The sequence below is a fragment of the Erwinia sp. genome, assembly GCF_031978025.1.
Lineage (GTDB): Bacteria > Pseudomonadota > Gammaproteobacteria > Enterobacterales > Enterobacteriaceae > Erwinia.
Genome location: NZ_DALZCD010000016.1, coordinates 1 through 15,213 on the forward strand (window position 1 = coordinate 1; position 15,213 = coordinate 15,213).

15 protein-coding genes, 1 tRNA gene and 1 pseudogene are annotated in these 15,213 nt (G+C 51.0%); 12 read left to right on the top strand and 5 right to left on the bottom strand.

Going from position 1 to position 15,213, the window contains the following annotated elements; genetic code table 11:
• A partial coding sequence (pepD, locus tag RTK32_RS02395; RefSeq protein ID WP_312041929.1) for a beta-Ala-His dipeptidase occupies nt 1-1,068 on the bottom strand: 1,068 nt, incomplete at its 3' end.
• Between the two features lie 254 nt (nt 1,069-1,322).
• On the opposite strand from pepD, the gene gpt reads away from it, so the two are divergent.
• The 3 genes from gpt (at nt 1,323) to crl (ending at nt 3,604) form a co-directional block, all read left to right on the top strand.
• Nucleotides 1,323-1,781 carry a xanthine phosphoribosyltransferase gene (gene gpt / locus RTK32_RS02400; protein ID WP_125289117.1) on the top strand — a complete coding sequence of 153 codons (459 nt, stop codon included), beginning with the start codon at nt 1,323-1,325 and terminating at the stop codon, nt 1,779-1,781.
• A gap of 113 nt (nt 1,782-1,894) precedes the next feature.
• Nucleotides 1,895-3,145, top strand: a complete 1,251-nt coding sequence (gene frsA, locus RTK32_RS02405; RefSeq protein ID WP_312041930.1) for an esterase FrsA — start codon at nt 1,895-1,897, stop codon at nt 3,143-3,145.
• A gap of 57 nt (nt 3,146-3,202) precedes the next feature.
• Nucleotides 3,203-3,604 (top strand): sigma factor-binding protein Crl, encoded by a 402-nt coding sequence (gene crl / locus RTK32_RS02410; RefSeq protein ID WP_125289119.1) that lies wholly within the window; start codon nt 3,203-3,205, stop codon nt 3,602-3,604.
• Nucleotides 3,605-3,741: 137 nt separating this feature from the next.
• On the opposite strand, the gene RTK32_RS02415 is transcribed toward crl, so the two are convergent.
• Nucleotides 3,742-4,842 carry a porin gene (locus tag RTK32_RS02415; RefSeq protein WP_312041931.1) on the bottom strand — a complete coding sequence of 367 codons (1,101 nt, stop codon included), beginning with the start codon at nt 4,840-4,842 and terminating at the stop codon, nt 3,742-3,744.
• Between the two features lie 243 nt (nt 4,843-5,085).
• Here RTK32_RS02415 and proB point away from each other — a divergent pair, with 243 nt between their 5' ends.
• From proB to RTK32_RS02435, 4 genes are all read left to right on the top strand, one after another.
• Complete coding sequence (proB, locus tag RTK32_RS02420; protein WP_312041932.1) at nt 5,086-6,189, top strand: glutamate 5-kinase; 1,104 nt, start codon at nt 5,086-5,088, stop codon at nt 6,187-6,189.
• A 10-nt stretch (nt 6,190-6,199) separates the two neighbouring features.
• Complete coding sequence (gene proA, locus RTK32_RS02425; protein WP_312041933.1) at nt 6,200-7,453, top strand: glutamate-5-semialdehyde dehydrogenase; 1,254 nt, start codon at nt 6,200-6,202, stop codon at nt 7,451-7,453.
• Nucleotides 7,454-7,760: 307 nt separating this feature from the next.
• A complete protein-coding gene (locus RTK32_RS02430) occupies nt 7,761-8,390 on the top strand; it encodes a LysE family translocator (RefSeq protein WP_312041934.1) in 630 nt (209 codons plus the stop codon).
• 212 nt (nt 8,391-8,602) lie between these two features.
• A tRNA-Thr gene (locus RTK32_RS02435) sits at nt 8,603-8,678 on the top strand.
• 14 nt (nt 8,679-8,692) lie between these two features.
• Here the strand turns inward: RTK32_RS02435 and RTK32_RS02440 are convergent.
• Nucleotides 8,693-8,896, bottom strand: a pseudogene (locus RTK32_RS02440) (integrase); the annotation flags it as partial.
• Between the two features lie 285 nt (nt 8,897-9,181).
• On the opposite strand from RTK32_RS02440, the gene RTK32_RS02445 reads away from it, so the two are divergent.
• From RTK32_RS02445 to RTK32_RS02455, 3 genes are all read left to right on the top strand, one after another.
• Nucleotides 9,182-9,484 (top strand): contact-dependent growth inhibition system immunity protein, encoded by a 303-nt coding sequence (locus RTK32_RS02445; RefSeq protein WP_312041935.1) that lies wholly within the window; start codon nt 9,182-9,184, stop codon nt 9,482-9,484.
• 440 nt (nt 9,485-9,924) lie between these two features.
• Entirely contained in the window at nt 9,925-10,377 is a 453-nt protein-coding gene (locus tag RTK32_RS02450) for a hypothetical protein (RefSeq protein ID WP_312041936.1), read from the top strand.
• Complete coding sequence (locus tag RTK32_RS02455; RefSeq protein ID WP_312041937.1) at nt 10,377-10,964, top strand: hypothetical protein; 588 nt, start codon at nt 10,377-10,379, stop codon at nt 10,962-10,964. Before RTK32_RS02450 ends, RTK32_RS02455 begins: the two co-directional genes overlap by 1 nt.
• Before the next feature lie 365 nt (nt 10,965-11,329).
• Here the strand turns inward: RTK32_RS02455 and RTK32_RS02460 are convergent, their stop codons facing one another.
• Both RTK32_RS02460 and RTK32_RS02465 read right to left on the bottom strand, forming a co-directional pair.
• Complete coding sequence (locus RTK32_RS02460) at nt 11,330-12,232, bottom strand: ATP-grasp fold amidoligase family protein (RefSeq protein WP_312041938.1); 903 nt, start codon at nt 12,230-12,232, stop codon at nt 11,330-11,332.
• A gap of 200 nt (nt 12,233-12,432) precedes the next feature.
• Complete coding sequence (locus RTK32_RS02465) at nt 12,433-13,209, bottom strand: MipA/OmpV family protein (RefSeq protein WP_312041939.1); 777 nt, start codon at nt 13,207-13,209, stop codon at nt 12,433-12,435.
• Nucleotides 13,210-13,312: 103 nt separating this feature from the next.
• Between RTK32_RS02465 and RTK32_RS02470 the strand changes: the two genes are divergently transcribed.
• Both RTK32_RS02470 and RTK32_RS02475 read left to right on the top strand, forming a co-directional pair.
• Nucleotides 13,313-13,999 (top strand): response regulator, encoded by a 687-nt coding sequence (locus tag RTK32_RS02470; RefSeq protein ID WP_312041940.1) that lies wholly within the window; start codon nt 13,313-13,315, stop codon nt 13,997-13,999.
• Nucleotides 13,996-15,183, top strand: coding sequence for a HAMP domain-containing sensor histidine kinase (locus RTK32_RS02475; protein WP_312041941.1), 1,188 nt, complete (start codon nt 13,996-13,998; stop codon nt 15,181-15,183). Before RTK32_RS02470 ends, RTK32_RS02475 begins: the two co-directional genes overlap by 4 nt.
• The last annotated feature ends 30 nt before the right edge of the window (nt 15,184-15,213 follow it).

Here is a 15,213-nt window from a genome sequence, read left to right on the forward strand (position 1 = left end):
ATCATCTTGAATCGACACTACGCCAACGTTCAGCGAGGTTTCTACCACGCCTTTCATCACGTCAGAGTTGCGGATAACGCCGTTTGGCGTGCTGTTCAGCAGCGCAATAAAGGCATCGCGGCTGATGGTGGACAGCGCCTGTGGGTGAGCGGCGATATTTTCCACCACGATATTGATGTTTTTCTCTTTCAGGCCCAGCTCATTACGCAGGGTTTCCAGATAGTGCAGCGCCAGGCCCTTAAGCTGATCAAGCTTGTCGGCCGGAACGGCCAGCGTCGCCATCGCCTCTCGCGGGATAGCGTTACGCAGCGTGCCGCCGGTGAAATCCACCAGGCGCAGATCCAGCGTTTTGGCATGTGCGAACAGGAAGCGAGCCAGCAGTTTATTTGCATTGCCTAAGCCCAGATGGATATCCGCGCCGGAGTGGCCGCCTTTCAGGCCTTTCAGAATCAGCTGAATATGCTCATAGCCAGCCGGTACCGCTTCGCGGCTCAGCGGCAGCGTGGTGGTAAAATCGATACCGCCCGCGCAGCCCATATAGATTTCACCTTCCTCTTCCGAGTCGGTGTTGATCAGGATATCGGCCTGCAGCCAGCCCGGTTGCAGGCCGAAGGCGCCGACCATGCCCGTTTCTTCGGTCATTGTCAGCAGCACTTCCAGCGGGCCATGCTCGACGGTTTTGTCCGCCAGTACGGCCAGTGCGGATGCCATGCCAATACCATTATCGGCACCCAGCGTGGTACCGCGAGCCTTAACCCATTCACCATCAACCCACGGCTGAATCGGATCTTTGGTGAAATCGTGCGTGGTATCGTTGTTTTTCTGCGGCACCATATCTAAGTGCGCCTGCAGCGCGACCGGCTTGAGGTGTTCCAGACCCGGGGTGGCTGGCTTGCGGATCAGAATGTTGCCCACTTCGTCGCGGAAGGTGACAAAGCCCTGCCCGGTAGCCCAGCTCAGCACATAATTGGCCAGCTCTTCCTCATGATAGGAAGGATGCGGAATCGAGCAGATTTTAGCGAAGATATCCCACAGCGGCTGTGGTGACAGTTGAGAAAGTTCGGACACGTTAAATCTCCTGTGTCGACATCCCCGGCCAGCGGCGCGCGGGATAGTGAGCATGGGTGACAGGGTTGGTCAGTATTTGACGCAGTAAACCCAAAGAATATCATTGTTTCCAGAGGCCTGCTTAGTTCGCTTCGGCAAAAAAGCACTATCCGGGCCATCCGGTGCTGGTTTTTAGCGGCTCAGATCTCTATAATTCCGCGCAACCCATCCCATTGTACATTTTTAAGCCGTTATTACCGGCCGGGACTCCTTTTATGAGTGAAAAATACGTCGTCACCTGGGACATGCTGCAGATCCATGCCCGTAAACTGGCCCAGCGCCTGCTTCCCGTTGAGCAGTGGAAAGGCATTATCGCGGTCAGCCGCGGCGGTCTGGTTCCCGCTTCGTTACTGGCTCGCGAACTCTGCATTCGCTATGTCGATACCGTGTGCATCTCCAGCTATGACCACGACAACCAGCGTGAAATGCACGTGCTGAAGCGCGCGGAAGGCGATGGCGAAGGCTTTATCGTGATTGACGATCTGGTCGATACGGGCGGTACTGCTCAGGCCATCCGCGATATGTATCCAAAAGCGCGTTTTGTGACTATTTTCGCCAAACCGGCAGGTCGCCCGCTGGTGGACGACTATGTTGTGGATATTCCACAGAATACCTGGATTGAACAGCCGTGGGATATGGGCGTGGTGTATATCCCGCCAATCGTAAAAGGTTGATTTAGCTCAATCAAGACGCCCGGTTCCGCCGGGCGTTGCGCGTTTTACGGTTCGCGTCGACCGCCTGGCTGCTATAGAATAAGACGATTCTCCGTGTGTCGAAGGATCGTACTATGTCGCCTAAAAATCTCAGCGAAGAACTCTTTAAACCCCGCTTTAAGCATCCTGAAACCTCCTCCCTGATCCGTCGCTTGCACCATCACAAGCCGCTGCCGCTGCATTCCGCGCTGGAAGGGGAAAGCCATGCCGGTTGGTATCGGATGATTAACCGTCTGCTCTGGACGTGGCGGGGATTATCGCCGCTGGAGATTGGTGAAGTGCTGGCCAGGATCGCCAGCAGCCGTGCCGACCATACCGATGAGCAGCTGCTGGATACGGTGATTGGCTATCGCGGCGGCAACTGGATTTACGAATGGTCACAGCAGGCCGCGCGCTGGCAGGAGAAAGCCGCCTCGGCGACCACCGATGCCGAAGCGGGTCAGTGCTGGCTGCACGCCGCCAACCTGTACGGGGTGGCGGGCTACCCGCATCTTAAAGGCGACGAGCTGGCCGACCAGGCCCAGCAGCTGGCGAACCGTGCCTATGAGGAGGCCACCTCACGTCTGCCGGGCGAACTGAAAGAGCTGGAGTTCGCCATTCCCGGCGGCAGCGCCATTTATGGCTTTCTGCATATGCCGGAAAAAGTCCGCGCGCCTTATCCTACCGTGCTGATGTGCAGCAGCCTGGACTCGCTGCAAACCGATCACTATCGCTTTTTCCATGACTATCTTGCGCCACGCGGTATTGCGATGCTGACCATTGATATGCCTTCGGTTGGTTTCTCTTCAAAATGGAAGCTGACCCAGGATTCCAGTTTTTTGCATCAGCAGGTGTTAAAGCAGCTGGAAAATGTCCCGTGGGTCGACCACACCCGCGTGGCCGCTTTCGGTTATCGCTTTGGCGGCAATATTGCCGTGCGGCTGGCGTGGCTGGAGGCGCCGCGACTGCGCGCCGTGGCCTGTTTGGGGCCGGTGGTGCACAGTTTGCTGTGCGACAGTGCGCTCCAGGACAGTATTCCTGAAATGTACATGGACGTGCTGGCGAGCCGGCTGGGCATGGCGACGGCTGCCGATTCGGCGCTGCGGGTCGAGCTGAGCCGCTACTCGCTGAAAACGCAGGGGCTGCTGGGCCGCCGCTGTCCGACGCCGATGCTGTCTGCATACTGGCCAAACGATCCCTTCAGCCCGGCGGAGGAATCGAAGCTGATTGCCACTTCCTCGCTCGACGGGAAGCTGATGCCCATCGCACTTTCGCCTGCATTGAGCAACTTTGATAAAGCATTACGTGATATTGTTGACTGGTTAGCTAAACGATTAACACGCTGAGTGGCTAAATATTAACACCTGGCGAAAACTAACGGGCTCAACAAAGGAGTTTTAACAATGGCGTTACCGAGTGGGCATCCCAAAAGCCGCTTAATGAAGCGTTTCGGCACATTAGGACCTTATATTCGCGAGGCCAAATGTGTGGATGAGCGTTTCTTCTTCGACTGTCTGGCCGTTTGCGTCAATGTGAAACCTGCACCGGAACTGCGTGAGTTCTGGGGCTGGTGGATGGAGCTGGAAGCACAGGAAGATCACTTTACCTATGAGTATCACTTCGGCCTGTTCGATAAAGAGGGCAACTGGAAGCCTTCGGCAATTAAAGGAAAGGAAAACAACGAACGCCTGGAAGAGACGCTGCGTAATTTCCACGTGCGTCTGAAAGCCCTGCTGGAAGAGCTGGAGCTGGGCCTGAAACCCGCTGCGGATTTTGCTGACGAGCCGGTAAAGCTGACTGCATAAAAAAGAAGATGCAGGGCGACGCTTATCGCCCTGTGCCTTTTCCGGCCTGCATAAAAAAAGGCTGGCAATAGCCAGCCTTTACTTACAGACACATAACGAGGGGCACAGCCACCGCATCCGTGCGGCTCACATTTAAATCAGAACTGGTAAGTAACGCCTACCGCCACAATATCGTCGGTATTCTGCGCCAGCTTATTATCGTCATCCAGCAGGTTGATTTTATAATCAACAAACGCAGACATATTTTTATTGAAGTAGTAAGTCGCGCCCACGTCCGCAAATTTATAAATATCCGCATCGCCCACGCCGTTTTCAATCTCTTTCGCTTTGGTCTGGACATAGGCCAGAGAAGGACGGAAGCCGTTATCGAACTGATACTGCGCCACCAGCTCAATGTTTTGCAGATAGTTAGCGTAGCCGCTGACGGCAACGTTAGCGTTATTGATGCGTGCCGTGCCGCTGATAGGCGACATATTGCGCGTTTCGGCGTAGGTCGCTGCCAGGTAGACGCTGTTGTTGTCATATTTCAGGCCGGTCGCCCAGGCATCTGCCTTGTCGCCACGGCCATAAGCGCTGGCCTGCTGACCGTTGGTGCGGTCGGAAGAGGAGATGGCACCGTTGATAGTCAGGCCCTGCATCAGCGTATAGGCTACCGATGCCGCCATGCCGTCGCCGTTAGAGGTGGCGTTGGAGCGGGTGCTGCTTTCGTTTTTGCCCTGATACTGCAACGCAAATTTTAATCCGTCGACCAGGCCAAAAAAGTTAGTGTTGCGGTAGGTTGCCACGCCGTTAGTACGGGTCAGCATATAGTTATCGGCTTTGGTGTACGCGGTGGCACCAAATTCCGGCATCATATCCGTATAGGCTTCCACGTCGTAAATCAGCCCATAGTTACGGCCATAGTCGATGGAGCCGTAGTCGCCGAATTTCAGACCGGCAAATCCTAAACGCGTCTTGGTGCCGGTGGTGCCGTCGCTTTCGGCATTATTTAGCGGCACATGGTATTCCCACTGGCCGTAGCCGGTCATCAGATCGTTAATTTGTGTCTGGCCTTTAAAGCCAATACGCACATAAGATTTGTCGCCGTCATTGTTGTCGGCGTCGCTCATATAATGCATGGCTTTTACTTTGCCGTAGAAATCGAGTTTATTACCGTCTTTATTATAAATTTCTGCGGCCTGGGCTGCTGTGGTCATAGCCAGAGCGGCGGTCAGGATTGCCAGTGCGCTTTTCTTCATTATTGTTGTTCCCAAATGAGTAAAATTTTTAAAATGGCCCGATGACGTTGGTCGGGGCACGAACGTTTTACCGTGAGGAGATGAAACTTTTATTACGTTTATTCTCACTTCTTGTTAATTCCCCGTTTCTGAACTAACGCTTTAGCCGTTGTTTTTCTGCCTTTTCGGGTGACGGCTGTTGGCTTCCTGCACTACACCTGATAAAACGTCTTCTTCACCTTTTTAAAGCTATGGCAGGAAAAAATGAGCAGCAGCCAGACCCTGGTGGTCAAACTGGGGACCAGCGTATTAACCGGCGGATCGCGTCGGCTGAACCGGGCACATATTGTCGAACTGGTGCGCCAGTGCGCGCAGCAGCACGCGGCAGGCCATCGGATTGTGATCGTTACCTCAGGCGCCATGGCCGCCGGACGTGAGCACCTCGGCTACCCGGAGCTGCCGCCGACCATCGCCTCAAAGCAGCTGCTGGCTGCGGTGGGGCAGAGCCGGTTGATCCAGCTGTGGGAGCAGCTCTTTTCCATCTATGGTATCCATATCGGCCAGATGCTGCTGACGCGTGCCGATCTGGAAGATCGCGAGCGCTTTCTGAACGCGCGCGACACGCTGCGTGCCTTGCTGGATAACCATATCGTGCCGGTTATCAACGAAAACGATGCGGTAGCCACGGCGGAGATCAAAGTCGGCGACAACGACAACCTGTCCGCGCTCGCCGCCATGCTGGCCGGCGCTGACAAGCTGCTGTTGCTGACCGATCAGGCCGGTCTGTTTACCGCCGATCCGCGCAATAATCCTCAGGCGGAGCTGATCCGTGACGTGCACGGCATTGACGATGCGCTACGCGAACTGGCAGGTGGCAGCGTCTCTGGTCTGGGAACCGGCGGCATGGCAACCAAGCTGCAGGCCGCCGACGTGGCCTGTCGCGCCGGCATTGATACCATTATTGCTGCCGGTAGCCGCGCGGGCGTGATTGGCGATGTCATTGACGGCAAGCCGGTCGGCACCCGCTTTCACGCGCTGCAAACGCCGCTGGAAAACCGTAAGCGCTGGATTTTCGGCGCGCCGCCTGCGGGTGAAATCACCGTGGACGATGGCGCGCTGGCCGCGATGCTGGAACGCGGCAGCTCGCTACTGCCAAAAGGCATTCGTGAAATCAGCGGCAACTTCTCGCGCGGCGAAGTGATCCGCATTCGTAGCCTGGAAGGGCGCGACGTGGCACATGGCGTTTGTCGCTACAATAGCGATGCAATGCGAATGATAGCCGGGCACCATTCCCAGCAGATTAGCGAAATTTTAGGCTATGAGTATGGCCCGGTCGCGGTTCACCGGGACGATATGATCGTCAGTTAAGGAGCAGCAGATGCTTGAAGAAATGGGTAAAGCCGCGAAAGCCGCTTCATACCAGCTGGCGGTACTCTCTACCGCGCAAAAAAACCAGGTCCTGATGACCATTGCGGATCGTCTGGAAGCGCAGAGCGCGGATATCCTTGCTGCCAACGAACTGGACCTGGCGGACGCCCGTAAAAACGGCCTGAGCGAGGCGCTGTTGGACCGCCTGATGCTGAATCCCGCCAGGCTACAGGGCATGGCGAACGACGTGCGTCAGGTTTGCCATCTGGCCGATCCGGTCGGCGTGGTAATGGATGGCGGCGTGTTGGACAGCGGCCTACGCATTGAGCGTCGGCGAGTGCCGCTGGGCGTGGTGGGCGTGATTTATGAAGCGCGGCCAAACGTCACGGTGGATGTCGCCTCGCTGTGCCTTAAAACCGGCAATGCCGCTATTTTGCGTGGCGGCAAAGAGACGTATCGTACCAATGGCGCCACCGTTCGCGTTATTCAGGATGCGCTGAAGCAGCACGGTCTGCCAGCTGGCGCCGTACAGGCGATTGAAAGCCCGGATCGCGAGCTGGTCAATCAGCTACTAAAGCTGGATCGCTACGTTGATATGCTGATCCCGCGCGGCGGTGCTGGCCTGCATAAGCTGTGCCGCGAGCAGTCAACCATTCCGGTGATTACCGGCGGTATCGGCGTTTGCCATATTTTTGTCGATCGGGATACGGACGTGTCGGCAGCGTTAAACGTGATTGTAAATGCCAAAAAACAGCGCCCCAGCGCCTGTAACTCCGTTGAAACGTTGCTGGTGCACTCGGCAATTGGCGAGGCGTTCCTGCCTGCGTTGAGCGCGCGTATGCAGCAAGAAGGTATCAGCCTACACGCCGATCCGCATTCGCTGCCGCTACTGCAGCAAGGCCCGGCGGAAGTCAGCCCGGTAACAGAAGAGCAGTATCGTGACGAATGGCTGGCGCTGGATCTTAACGTCAGGCTGGTGGACGGTCTTGACGATGCTATCGCGCATATCCGTGAATATGGCACGCAGCACTCCGATGCGATCCTGACGCGTAGTATCGTGAACGCAGAGCGCTTTGTTAACGAAGTGGATTCTTCTGCGGTATATGTTAACGCCAGCACGCGCTTTACCGATGGCGGGCAGTTTGGTTTGGGCGCGGAAGTGGCGGTCAGCACCCAGAAGCTGCACGCGCGTGGCCCGATGGGGCTGGAAGCGCTGACCACCTATAAATGGGTTATTTTCGGCAACGATACCGTGCGCAGTTGAGGGGACAAGCCACAGGGAAGTGGCTTACACTCAGGACAGGACTGAACCAGAAAGAACATGCTGATAGCGACGTTTTCTCACCCGGAACGAACGTGCAGAGGGTGAGCTTTCCCCACCCGGAAGGAACGTGCTGATGGTGATCTTTTTCACCCAGAAGAAACGTGAGAACAGTGAGCTTTCCCCACCCGGAAGAAGCGTGCGGATGGTAATCTTTTCTCACCCAGAAGAAGCGTGCGGATGGTGATCTTTTCTCACCCAGAAGAAGCGTGCGAACAGTGAGCTTTCCCTACCCAGAAGGAATGTGCTGATGGTAACCTTTTCCCAATTGCTTCCCTTTGCGGCGATCGCTTTGGGGCTGGTCCTGACTCCAGGCCCGAATATGATTTATTTGCTTTCCCGCTCCCTGTGTCAGGGTCGCCGCGCGGGCCTGGTGTCTTTGTGCGGCGTGGCGCTGGGGTTTATTTTTTATATGGTCTGCGCCGCGCTGGGGATTACCGTGCTGATTATGGCGGTACCGCTGGCGTATGAGACGCTGCGCATCGCGGGCGCCTGTTATCTGCTTTATATGGCCTGGCAGGCTGTTTTTGGCGGTAAGTCTCCCTTTACGTTACGCGATTTACCGCCTGACAGTCCCCGCAAGCTATTTATGATGGGCCTGCTGACCAACCTGTTAAATCCTAAAGCCGCTGTTATTTACCTGACGCTTCTGCCGCAGTTTATCAGGCCAGAACAGGGAAACGTATTAGCTCAGTCCTTGCAGTTGGGTTTTACCCAAATTACCCTCAGCCTGCTGGTCAACGGCCTGATTATTTTTACGGCAGGGGCCATCGCTGGCTTTCTGGCGCAGCGCCCCACGTGGCAAAAGCTTCAGCGCTGGCTGATGGGCACGGTGCTGACCGGGCTGGCGGTGCGGATGCTGCTGGAAGGGCGAAAGTAGAGGGTAAAGATAGATTGGCTCCGGGTGAATAAGCCGGGAGCAGGTGTGAAACAGGTGAGGCTGCCCAAATAATAAAAGGGCAGGGAAAACAGCCTGCAGGGAAAAATGATGCTATCGTTAACCTTTGATTATAAAGTCATCATTTAGTCTGCAGGTGCTTGACTCCGCGACAGGTTTTTTTTAACGTAGTGCCCGCAGTATCCTCTCTGAAAGCCGATATAGCTCAGTTGGTAGAGCAGCGCATTCGTAATGCGAAGGTCGTAGGTTCGACTCCTATTATCGGCACCAGTAAAATCAATCCCTTACACATCATTAGTGCCATCCCTGTTTTCCATGTGGGACAGATTTGGGACACAGGCGCCAAAAATAGCGTCAATTTGTTTCGCGTGCTCCGTTAAATGGTTCGGAGCCAGATACGCCTACCGGCGAACCCTCTTAATTAATTCCCTGCTACTCCCTTGCTCCAGAAATAATATTGGCACTTCCGCCCGGACTAACCAACTGGCCTTGTCTAACCTGAAACATGGCGTTTTGCCTGCTTATTACGCCAGATCGTTAGCGATAGTGCGGATGCATCCCGCCCCAAGCCTGCTTCTAAATTATTTTGCTCTCCTTTAAACCCACGTTACTATCAGCCAGCCCGGATGCGATGTATGGTAGCAATACACCATCAACGGACATTAAGCTGACCGCCTTCAAGCTCATGCCGTCAGGATAGTTTTGCACTGCAAAGTGTTTAACGGCAAACCCTATTATCTTCTGACTTCATATCCTTGCTTTTGAGGCTATCAATGAACAAGAGTTATAAAAATATTGGAACGCTTATTCGGGTGTTTTTTGGCCAGGACTACGATTTGTTTGGCGAAACGTTAGAAGAAGTGCTGGACAGTTACTTAGAGACTGAGAACCCAAAAATAGTAATGAAAGCCTGTCAGGAGGCGGAAAATTTACTGTCGTTAAATGATGAATCACTTACAGAGGCGTTTAAAACCATCAGTCAGGGTGAGTTCTATCCTGAACCCTGGGGAGAAACCGTACGCTCTTTTCTGGAAAAGTTAAAAAGCCATTTACGCACCAGACTTTACCTTCCTTGATTAACGGGCCATGTGGACCGTGAGTAGAGTTTTTGGCTCGTGAATGGCAGATAATAAGAGGGGGCGTAAGAAGTGTTCAGGCGATGTACGCTCCCATCAATGTGTATAGCTTTGTGTATAAATAGCCTTTATTTTTTTGAGTTTATTTATCATCTACTTATGTTATGGTGTTTGTTCCTCTTATCACCATTCATTCTTCACCTCAGTTTTACTGAAGTCCACCAAAACCCCGTATAATAACTATGCGATAGCCCGAGGAAATCACCTTCGGATGGCTAAACAGCATGCTCCCCCAGCCTGAAAGGGAGAACGTAAAGCATGGTTCATTTGATGCCACCTGGAAGCGAATATCGTTACAATAGCGTATCTACGGGCGCACGTAATAAGTGGCTTCGCTGTTCAACCATTATTGATGGCTTTAGCATCATAAGGGATACCACATGGCTTTATCTGGGTTCAATCCTGAAAAAAAGTTGCCAGGCTATGCCGTTGCAAGGATGGCAGGGCATGGCGCAGCAGACTTTGCTGTCAAAGCGCTCAGCACTGACATGGACTGCAACCGCAACTTTTATCAAGCAGGTATTATCTGTTCTGAAGGCTCCCAGCGTTATCTGGTAAGACCCGGCCAACGACATCCAAACAGACAAAGCGGTATCGTAAAGCATATAATAAACCCGGGTATGAGTAATAAAGACATTAAGGGCGTAATTTGCGCCGGACTTTACCCTAAATGCTCCCCTGTCGCGCCGAGACAAGTAGAGATAACCCGGCAAAGGGGGCAAGTCGTCACCAGCGCCGCGACACTGACTGGAAGCGCGGGTAGTGATATGATTGCTGCGCCAGGAAATGGTCAATACGTCGTCGGCACCATACAGTTATTGGCGGTGTTCTGATGCGATTTCTGCCTCTGTTAACCGGTAGCATTTTTTGTGAACTCTTACAGCATGGTCGGAAAACCGAAAGCGCTATTAAAAGCCATGACACGCACCTGCTAACTCACTTTACACCCGCACTAGAGCGTTATTTTTCCCAGCAGCCCGGTAAGTTTCCCCAGCTGAATGCGCTGTCGGTAGCGACATTGCTCCCGCTATTTCTGATAGCTTTTGCTTTTAACCTGCTTCACTTCCTTCACGCTTTACCCGGTTTATCACCGCCGCTACATGCATTGAGCTTTTTTGTACCGTCACTGATAATGATCGCCGCGCTATTAACCACAAGCGCGCTTCTGGCTCGCGGTTTTACGATGGGACTGACTGGATTCTTATCTCTGTTTCTGCTGCTGTTAGCGCTGACGGTATTGCAGGGGCTCCATCAGTTGCTGGCCGGAACCGGGAGAGGATGGCCGCTGGCGATTGCCGCCTTTGCACTACTCGGTTGCCGAATACTGTTTAATAGCCGGGGATTTGTGCTGTTTACGATTTATTGCCGCACCCAACGTCTGTCCGCCGTAATGAGAAAAATGCGCCTGAAAAGCCATTAACCTCTTTTATTAATGTATGAAGTTCTGGTCCCCTGGAATAAGATGAGGTATTTACCCCAATAGCGGCAAGCTGGCTGATAAGCACAGGATACGTGGTAAAAAGGGTATCTGAAGTGGGTAATGAAGGCTCTTATAAAAAGTTAGCGATAATTCCCATTTTATTCTAAATTTACAGAGTGAACAGGCTGACTCGATAGTTTTCTACCGTTTCCGATAAGTTTTAACGCTTACAGTTTTTATTATGAAAAGTATAACTCAATTAAAATTATCGAAAATTAAATATAAATGCGGATCTGCACTCATAGCAGACCGGGTTAGCCTTTGGTCTGCCGAAAGTGTACATTTTAAACCTTATTTTCCAAAAATTAATTATTGCTGGGAGAAGGCATTTTCCATAACCGGCCAAGACGTAAATCCCATTCCGCAGGCGAGAATTTCAGCTGGCCGCTTTCAGGCGTGAGGGTGATTTCACTAAAGTAAACTTCCTCTTTTTCAACCATCAAATCGATCCTACAATAATCAAAGTCAGTCGCCAGTCTCGCTGCGATGTCAAGAATATCGTCCAGGGCGTGGGGTTTCTCAATGGCAAAGGGCGTGTTGCCATAGCCGAGTGTAAAAGGTTGCAGCATCCAGCCAGGGTTATAAACATTAACAAACTGTTCACCGCTTACCCAGGTAAAATCGGCCTCAATAAACATAGGCTTACTGTGAAAACAATGTACTCTGAACATCTCAGGAGTAATATCCTGTTTTTTTCCTTCGAAAACATTGAGCATTCGTTCAACCATGATTTTTGGTTGGATGTTTTTATACTGCCATTCGCGGTTTGTATAATAAGGATTCATACGCAACCGTCGATTGAAATGACGGATAAGGTCACTTTTATTGAGCTCACGCTTATTTTTGCAAATGATGGCGCTGCCGCTATCATGGTTGCACTTGATGACAAACGAATCTGGAAGATTGTCCAGATCGCTGAGATTCAACTTATCCAGGACAGCAATCAGTGGAACCAGGTGTTTGTCACCTACTCGCATTTCCACATAAGTCCTTACGGCAATTTTATCCGCAATAACTGTTAAAAAGTCATCACGATTAAAAACCATCCGGTAGTTTATTTTTTCATTGAGTGTTAAAGGTAGCGATAAATCTAACTCCTTCTTAAGTATTTTTCGGAATTTCTTAAGGCGATATTGTTCGTCGGAAATAAATAAAGTCCTTAATGCCCGTAGTTTGTATTCGAATATTTTATATTGTTGCTTTAACATTATCTTCACCTGTTAGCATAAAAAATGACAATACAGAAGAAGTGTCAAAGAACGGTCAAAATTATATAGAGGTTTTGTCAATGCCAGAAAATTAATGTCCAGGTGTGCTCAATTTTTGCATGTGAGAACTTATTAAGTGAGACAGTAAAGTCCTGCCCTTTACAAACAATATTTTTAATATGTTATTATAACTATGCATGTCAAAAGGTATAAAATGCACCAACGTCAAAGGTCAGGTAATCATCTTTTTCAACAACAGGACTATATCTTACGTGGTTTGCCAGGGTGGTATAGTGCAGGTCCGCATAGGCAGACCAGTTTTGATCGAATGTGTGTTGCCAGTTTATAGCGTAATCAACACTGCTTGATCCTCCGTCCGGCGTAAACTGTTTAAATCCTGTATCTGCACTTTGCTTATCGGTCACACCGAACCAGGTATTGTTATAGCGTGCATCTCCATAGTTGCGAATATTACTGACCAGGAGCGTATCGCTGTCACTATGAAACAGAATAACATTGAGTCCGATGTTGTACAAAACCCCCTGAGAATCCGTCAGCGGGGCGATAACATTTCCTTCAAATCCAATCCAGGGGGTCATCCACCACCCCAAAGTTGTTGTTGAGCTGGCTGTCGTTTTTATTTTACCCATGCCTTTGAGATGGCTGGAACCCGACTCAAACCATGCACTATCATCATCCTTTCGTCCCCACGCATACCCCAGAGCCTGCCCAAGATATAAGCCATTATTAAAGGAATACGTTAGCCCAACACCTTTAGCGGAATTCGCGAACCAGATACCTTTTGTCCAGTCAAAATAGGGTGCAATCGTAGAATTGTACTTATCCGATCCCATGTATTTCGGAGCATACTTAGTTCCAACACCCACGGTAATATCAGATTTCTTTATGTCAGGTTCGGCGTGAGTTGCAAACGAAAGTAACAATATTGTCGGTAGGGTGGTATTTAATTTCTTCATAAAGATCCCGGAATGAATTATGCTTCTTAACAGGTTCGGAAGTATGCGCAAAAATAATCAAGAACTCTGCAAGAGTTAATCAAGGTTTAATCAAGGTGGCTATGTGAAACGTGTCTTAATTATTGAAGACGATCTGGATGCCGCGAATGTACTTGAGGCTTATCTTAAACGAGAACAATTCCAAACCTCGATTGCCAGTGACGGGAAGCGTGGGCTGGACCTGGTCTTCAGCTGGAAGCCCGATATCATTCTTCTCGATGTGATGTTGCCGTCCATGAGTGGGACCGACGTGCTGATGGCGGTGAGAAGGCGCAGCGACATTCCGGTGGTCATGATTACGGCGATCGGTGAGGGAGCAGACAAAATTAGTGCGCTTCGTTATGGTGCCGATGACTATGTCGTTAAACCCTACAATCCGGGAGAAGTTATTGCTCGCGTTCATGCCGTTCTGCGGCGTTACTCGGGACAGCATAGCGGGAATATTCTTCAGTTCAGAAATATAAAAGCCGATATAGATTCCATGATAGTGACCGTGCAAAACGAGGGCGAATCTCCTTTGCCGTTGGATCTGACGCCGACAGAACTCTCACTGTTGATGACATTCCTGAAATCGCCCTCTAAAGCCTTTACGCGTCAGGCATTACTGGAGGCCTGCCTTCCGGACAGTGATGCTCTTGAACGGGTAGTTGATACCCATATTTATAATTTACGTAAAAAACTTGAAGCCGTCGGCCTGACTACTTTGCTGATTAATGTCAGGGGAATTGGTTACAGGTTTGCTAACTCATGAATAAAAAAGGGTTTACGCTAAAAAATGAAAACGGTTCCTTGTGGAACTGGATCTGCCGCAAGGTAATTTCGCTAGCCATCGGCAGTATCATTCTTATCGCTTTCTGTATGTGGCTGCGTTTTTATATTGATAATCTATGGCATGAGTATCTCATGCCTGATGCGGTCAGAACCGAGCTGGCAAAGTTGGTTAAAAACCCAGAGCAGAATATCAGCCTCTTTCATGCGATCATCGATCGGTGGTACGGCGTTGATTACTGGAAACCGGTAATGCGCATAACGGACTGGCTGATTCTGGCAGTGCTTGTGCTCATTGTTACACCTGCTATTTTTATGCTGACTCTGCGAACAGCGCGCCCTTTGTCAGAACAGATAAGCGCGTTGGCTAATGCCGCTAAATATGTCTCTCAGGGGAGGTTCGGTGCGAAAGTCAGCATACCCGAGCAGCTTCCTCTGGAGCTACGCAGCCTTAGCGAAAATTTTAACGGGATGTCGATGCAGCTCGAACGTTATGATAACGAGCTCAAAAAATCACATGTCGCTATGGCTCATGAACTTCGCTCTCCCCTGACCGCCGCGATGGGAAGACTTCAGGGAATAATAGACGGGGTGTTTGAACCTAACGAAACACAGCTGAAAATGGTCATGCAGCAACTTAATGAGTTAAACCGGCTGGTTGAAGACCTGCATTTTCTAAAACTTGCTGATGCCGGCCAGTTAAATCTGAATATTGTTCCCGTCAGTTTGAATGAAATTGTCAGGGAAAAAGTCGCCTGGGTTGCGCCTTCTGCAGATAAAGTCGGCATAACTATCACACACACCCAGAATCTGATAATTAATGGTATGGCTGACCCCTATCGTATAGGGCAAGTTTTTCTGATACTGATGGATAATGCACTCCATTATGCCGCTGAGGGTAGGGTACTTAATATCAGTTATGAATCTTCTCACGACAGCGTTTCAGTTGTTTTCAGTGATAAGGGGCCGGCCGTGCCGGATGAGCTGCTTGAGGATATTTTCACTCCGTTTGTTCGGGAAGAGGTTTCCCGTTCCAGGCACTCAGGTGGGTCAGGTCTGGGGCTTTCTATCGCACGGGCGATATGTAAGGCACAGGGTGGAAGTCTGACTGTTAAAAAAAATAAAAATGGTGGGCTTGCTTTCAAAGTGTCGTTGAACAAGCATTAATATTTGGGGATGTTGATGGTCCCTTCATAA

What these genes read in the sequence shown, in the direction of transcription:
- gpt (WP_125289117.1), top strand. Translation starts at nt 1,323, where the DNA reads ATGAGTGAAAAATACGTCGTCACCTGGGACATGCTGCAGATCCATGCC.
- frsA (WP_312041930.1), top strand. Translation starts at nt 1,895, where the DNA reads ATGTCGCCTAAAAATCTCAGCGAAGAACTCTTTAAACCCCGCTTTAAG.
- crl (WP_125289119.1), top strand. Translation starts at nt 3,203, where the DNA reads ATGGCGTTACCGAGTGGGCATCCCAAAAGCCGCTTAATGAAGCGTTTC.
- RTK32_RS02415 (WP_312041931.1), bottom strand. Translation starts at nt 4,842, where the DNA reads ATGAAGAAAAGCGCACTGGCAATCCTGACCGCCGCTCTGGCTATGACC.
- proB (WP_312041932.1), top strand. Translation starts at nt 5,086, where the DNA reads ATGAGCAGCAGCCAGACCCTGGTGGTCAAACTGGGGACCAGCGTATTA.
- proA (WP_312041933.1), top strand. Translation starts at nt 6,200, where the DNA reads ATGCTTGAAGAAATGGGTAAAGCCGCGAAAGCCGCTTCATACCAGCTG.
- RTK32_RS02430 (WP_312041934.1), top strand. Translation starts at nt 7,761, where the DNA reads ATGGTAACCTTTTCCCAATTGCTTCCCTTTGCGGCGATCGCTTTGGGG.
- RTK32_RS02445 (WP_312041935.1), top strand. Translation starts at nt 9,182, where the DNA reads ATGAACAAGAGTTATAAAAATATTGGAACGCTTATTCGGGTGTTTTTT.
- RTK32_RS02450 (WP_312041936.1), top strand. Translation starts at nt 9,925, where the DNA reads ATGGCTTTATCTGGGTTCAATCCTGAAAAAAAGTTGCCAGGCTATGCC.
- RTK32_RS02455 (WP_312041937.1), top strand. Translation starts at nt 10,377, where the DNA reads ATGCGATTTCTGCCTCTGTTAACCGGTAGCATTTTTTGTGAACTCTTA.
- RTK32_RS02460 (WP_312041938.1), bottom strand. Translation starts at nt 12,232, where the DNA reads ATGTTAAAGCAACAATATAAAATATTCGAATACAAACTACGGGCATTA.
- RTK32_RS02465 (WP_312041939.1), bottom strand. Translation starts at nt 13,209, where the DNA reads ATGAAGAAATTAAATACCACCCTACCGACAATATTGTTACTTTCGTTT.
- RTK32_RS02475 (WP_312041941.1), top strand. Translation starts at nt 13,996, where the DNA reads ATGAATAAAAAAGGGTTTACGCTAAAAAATGAAAACGGTTCCTTGTGG.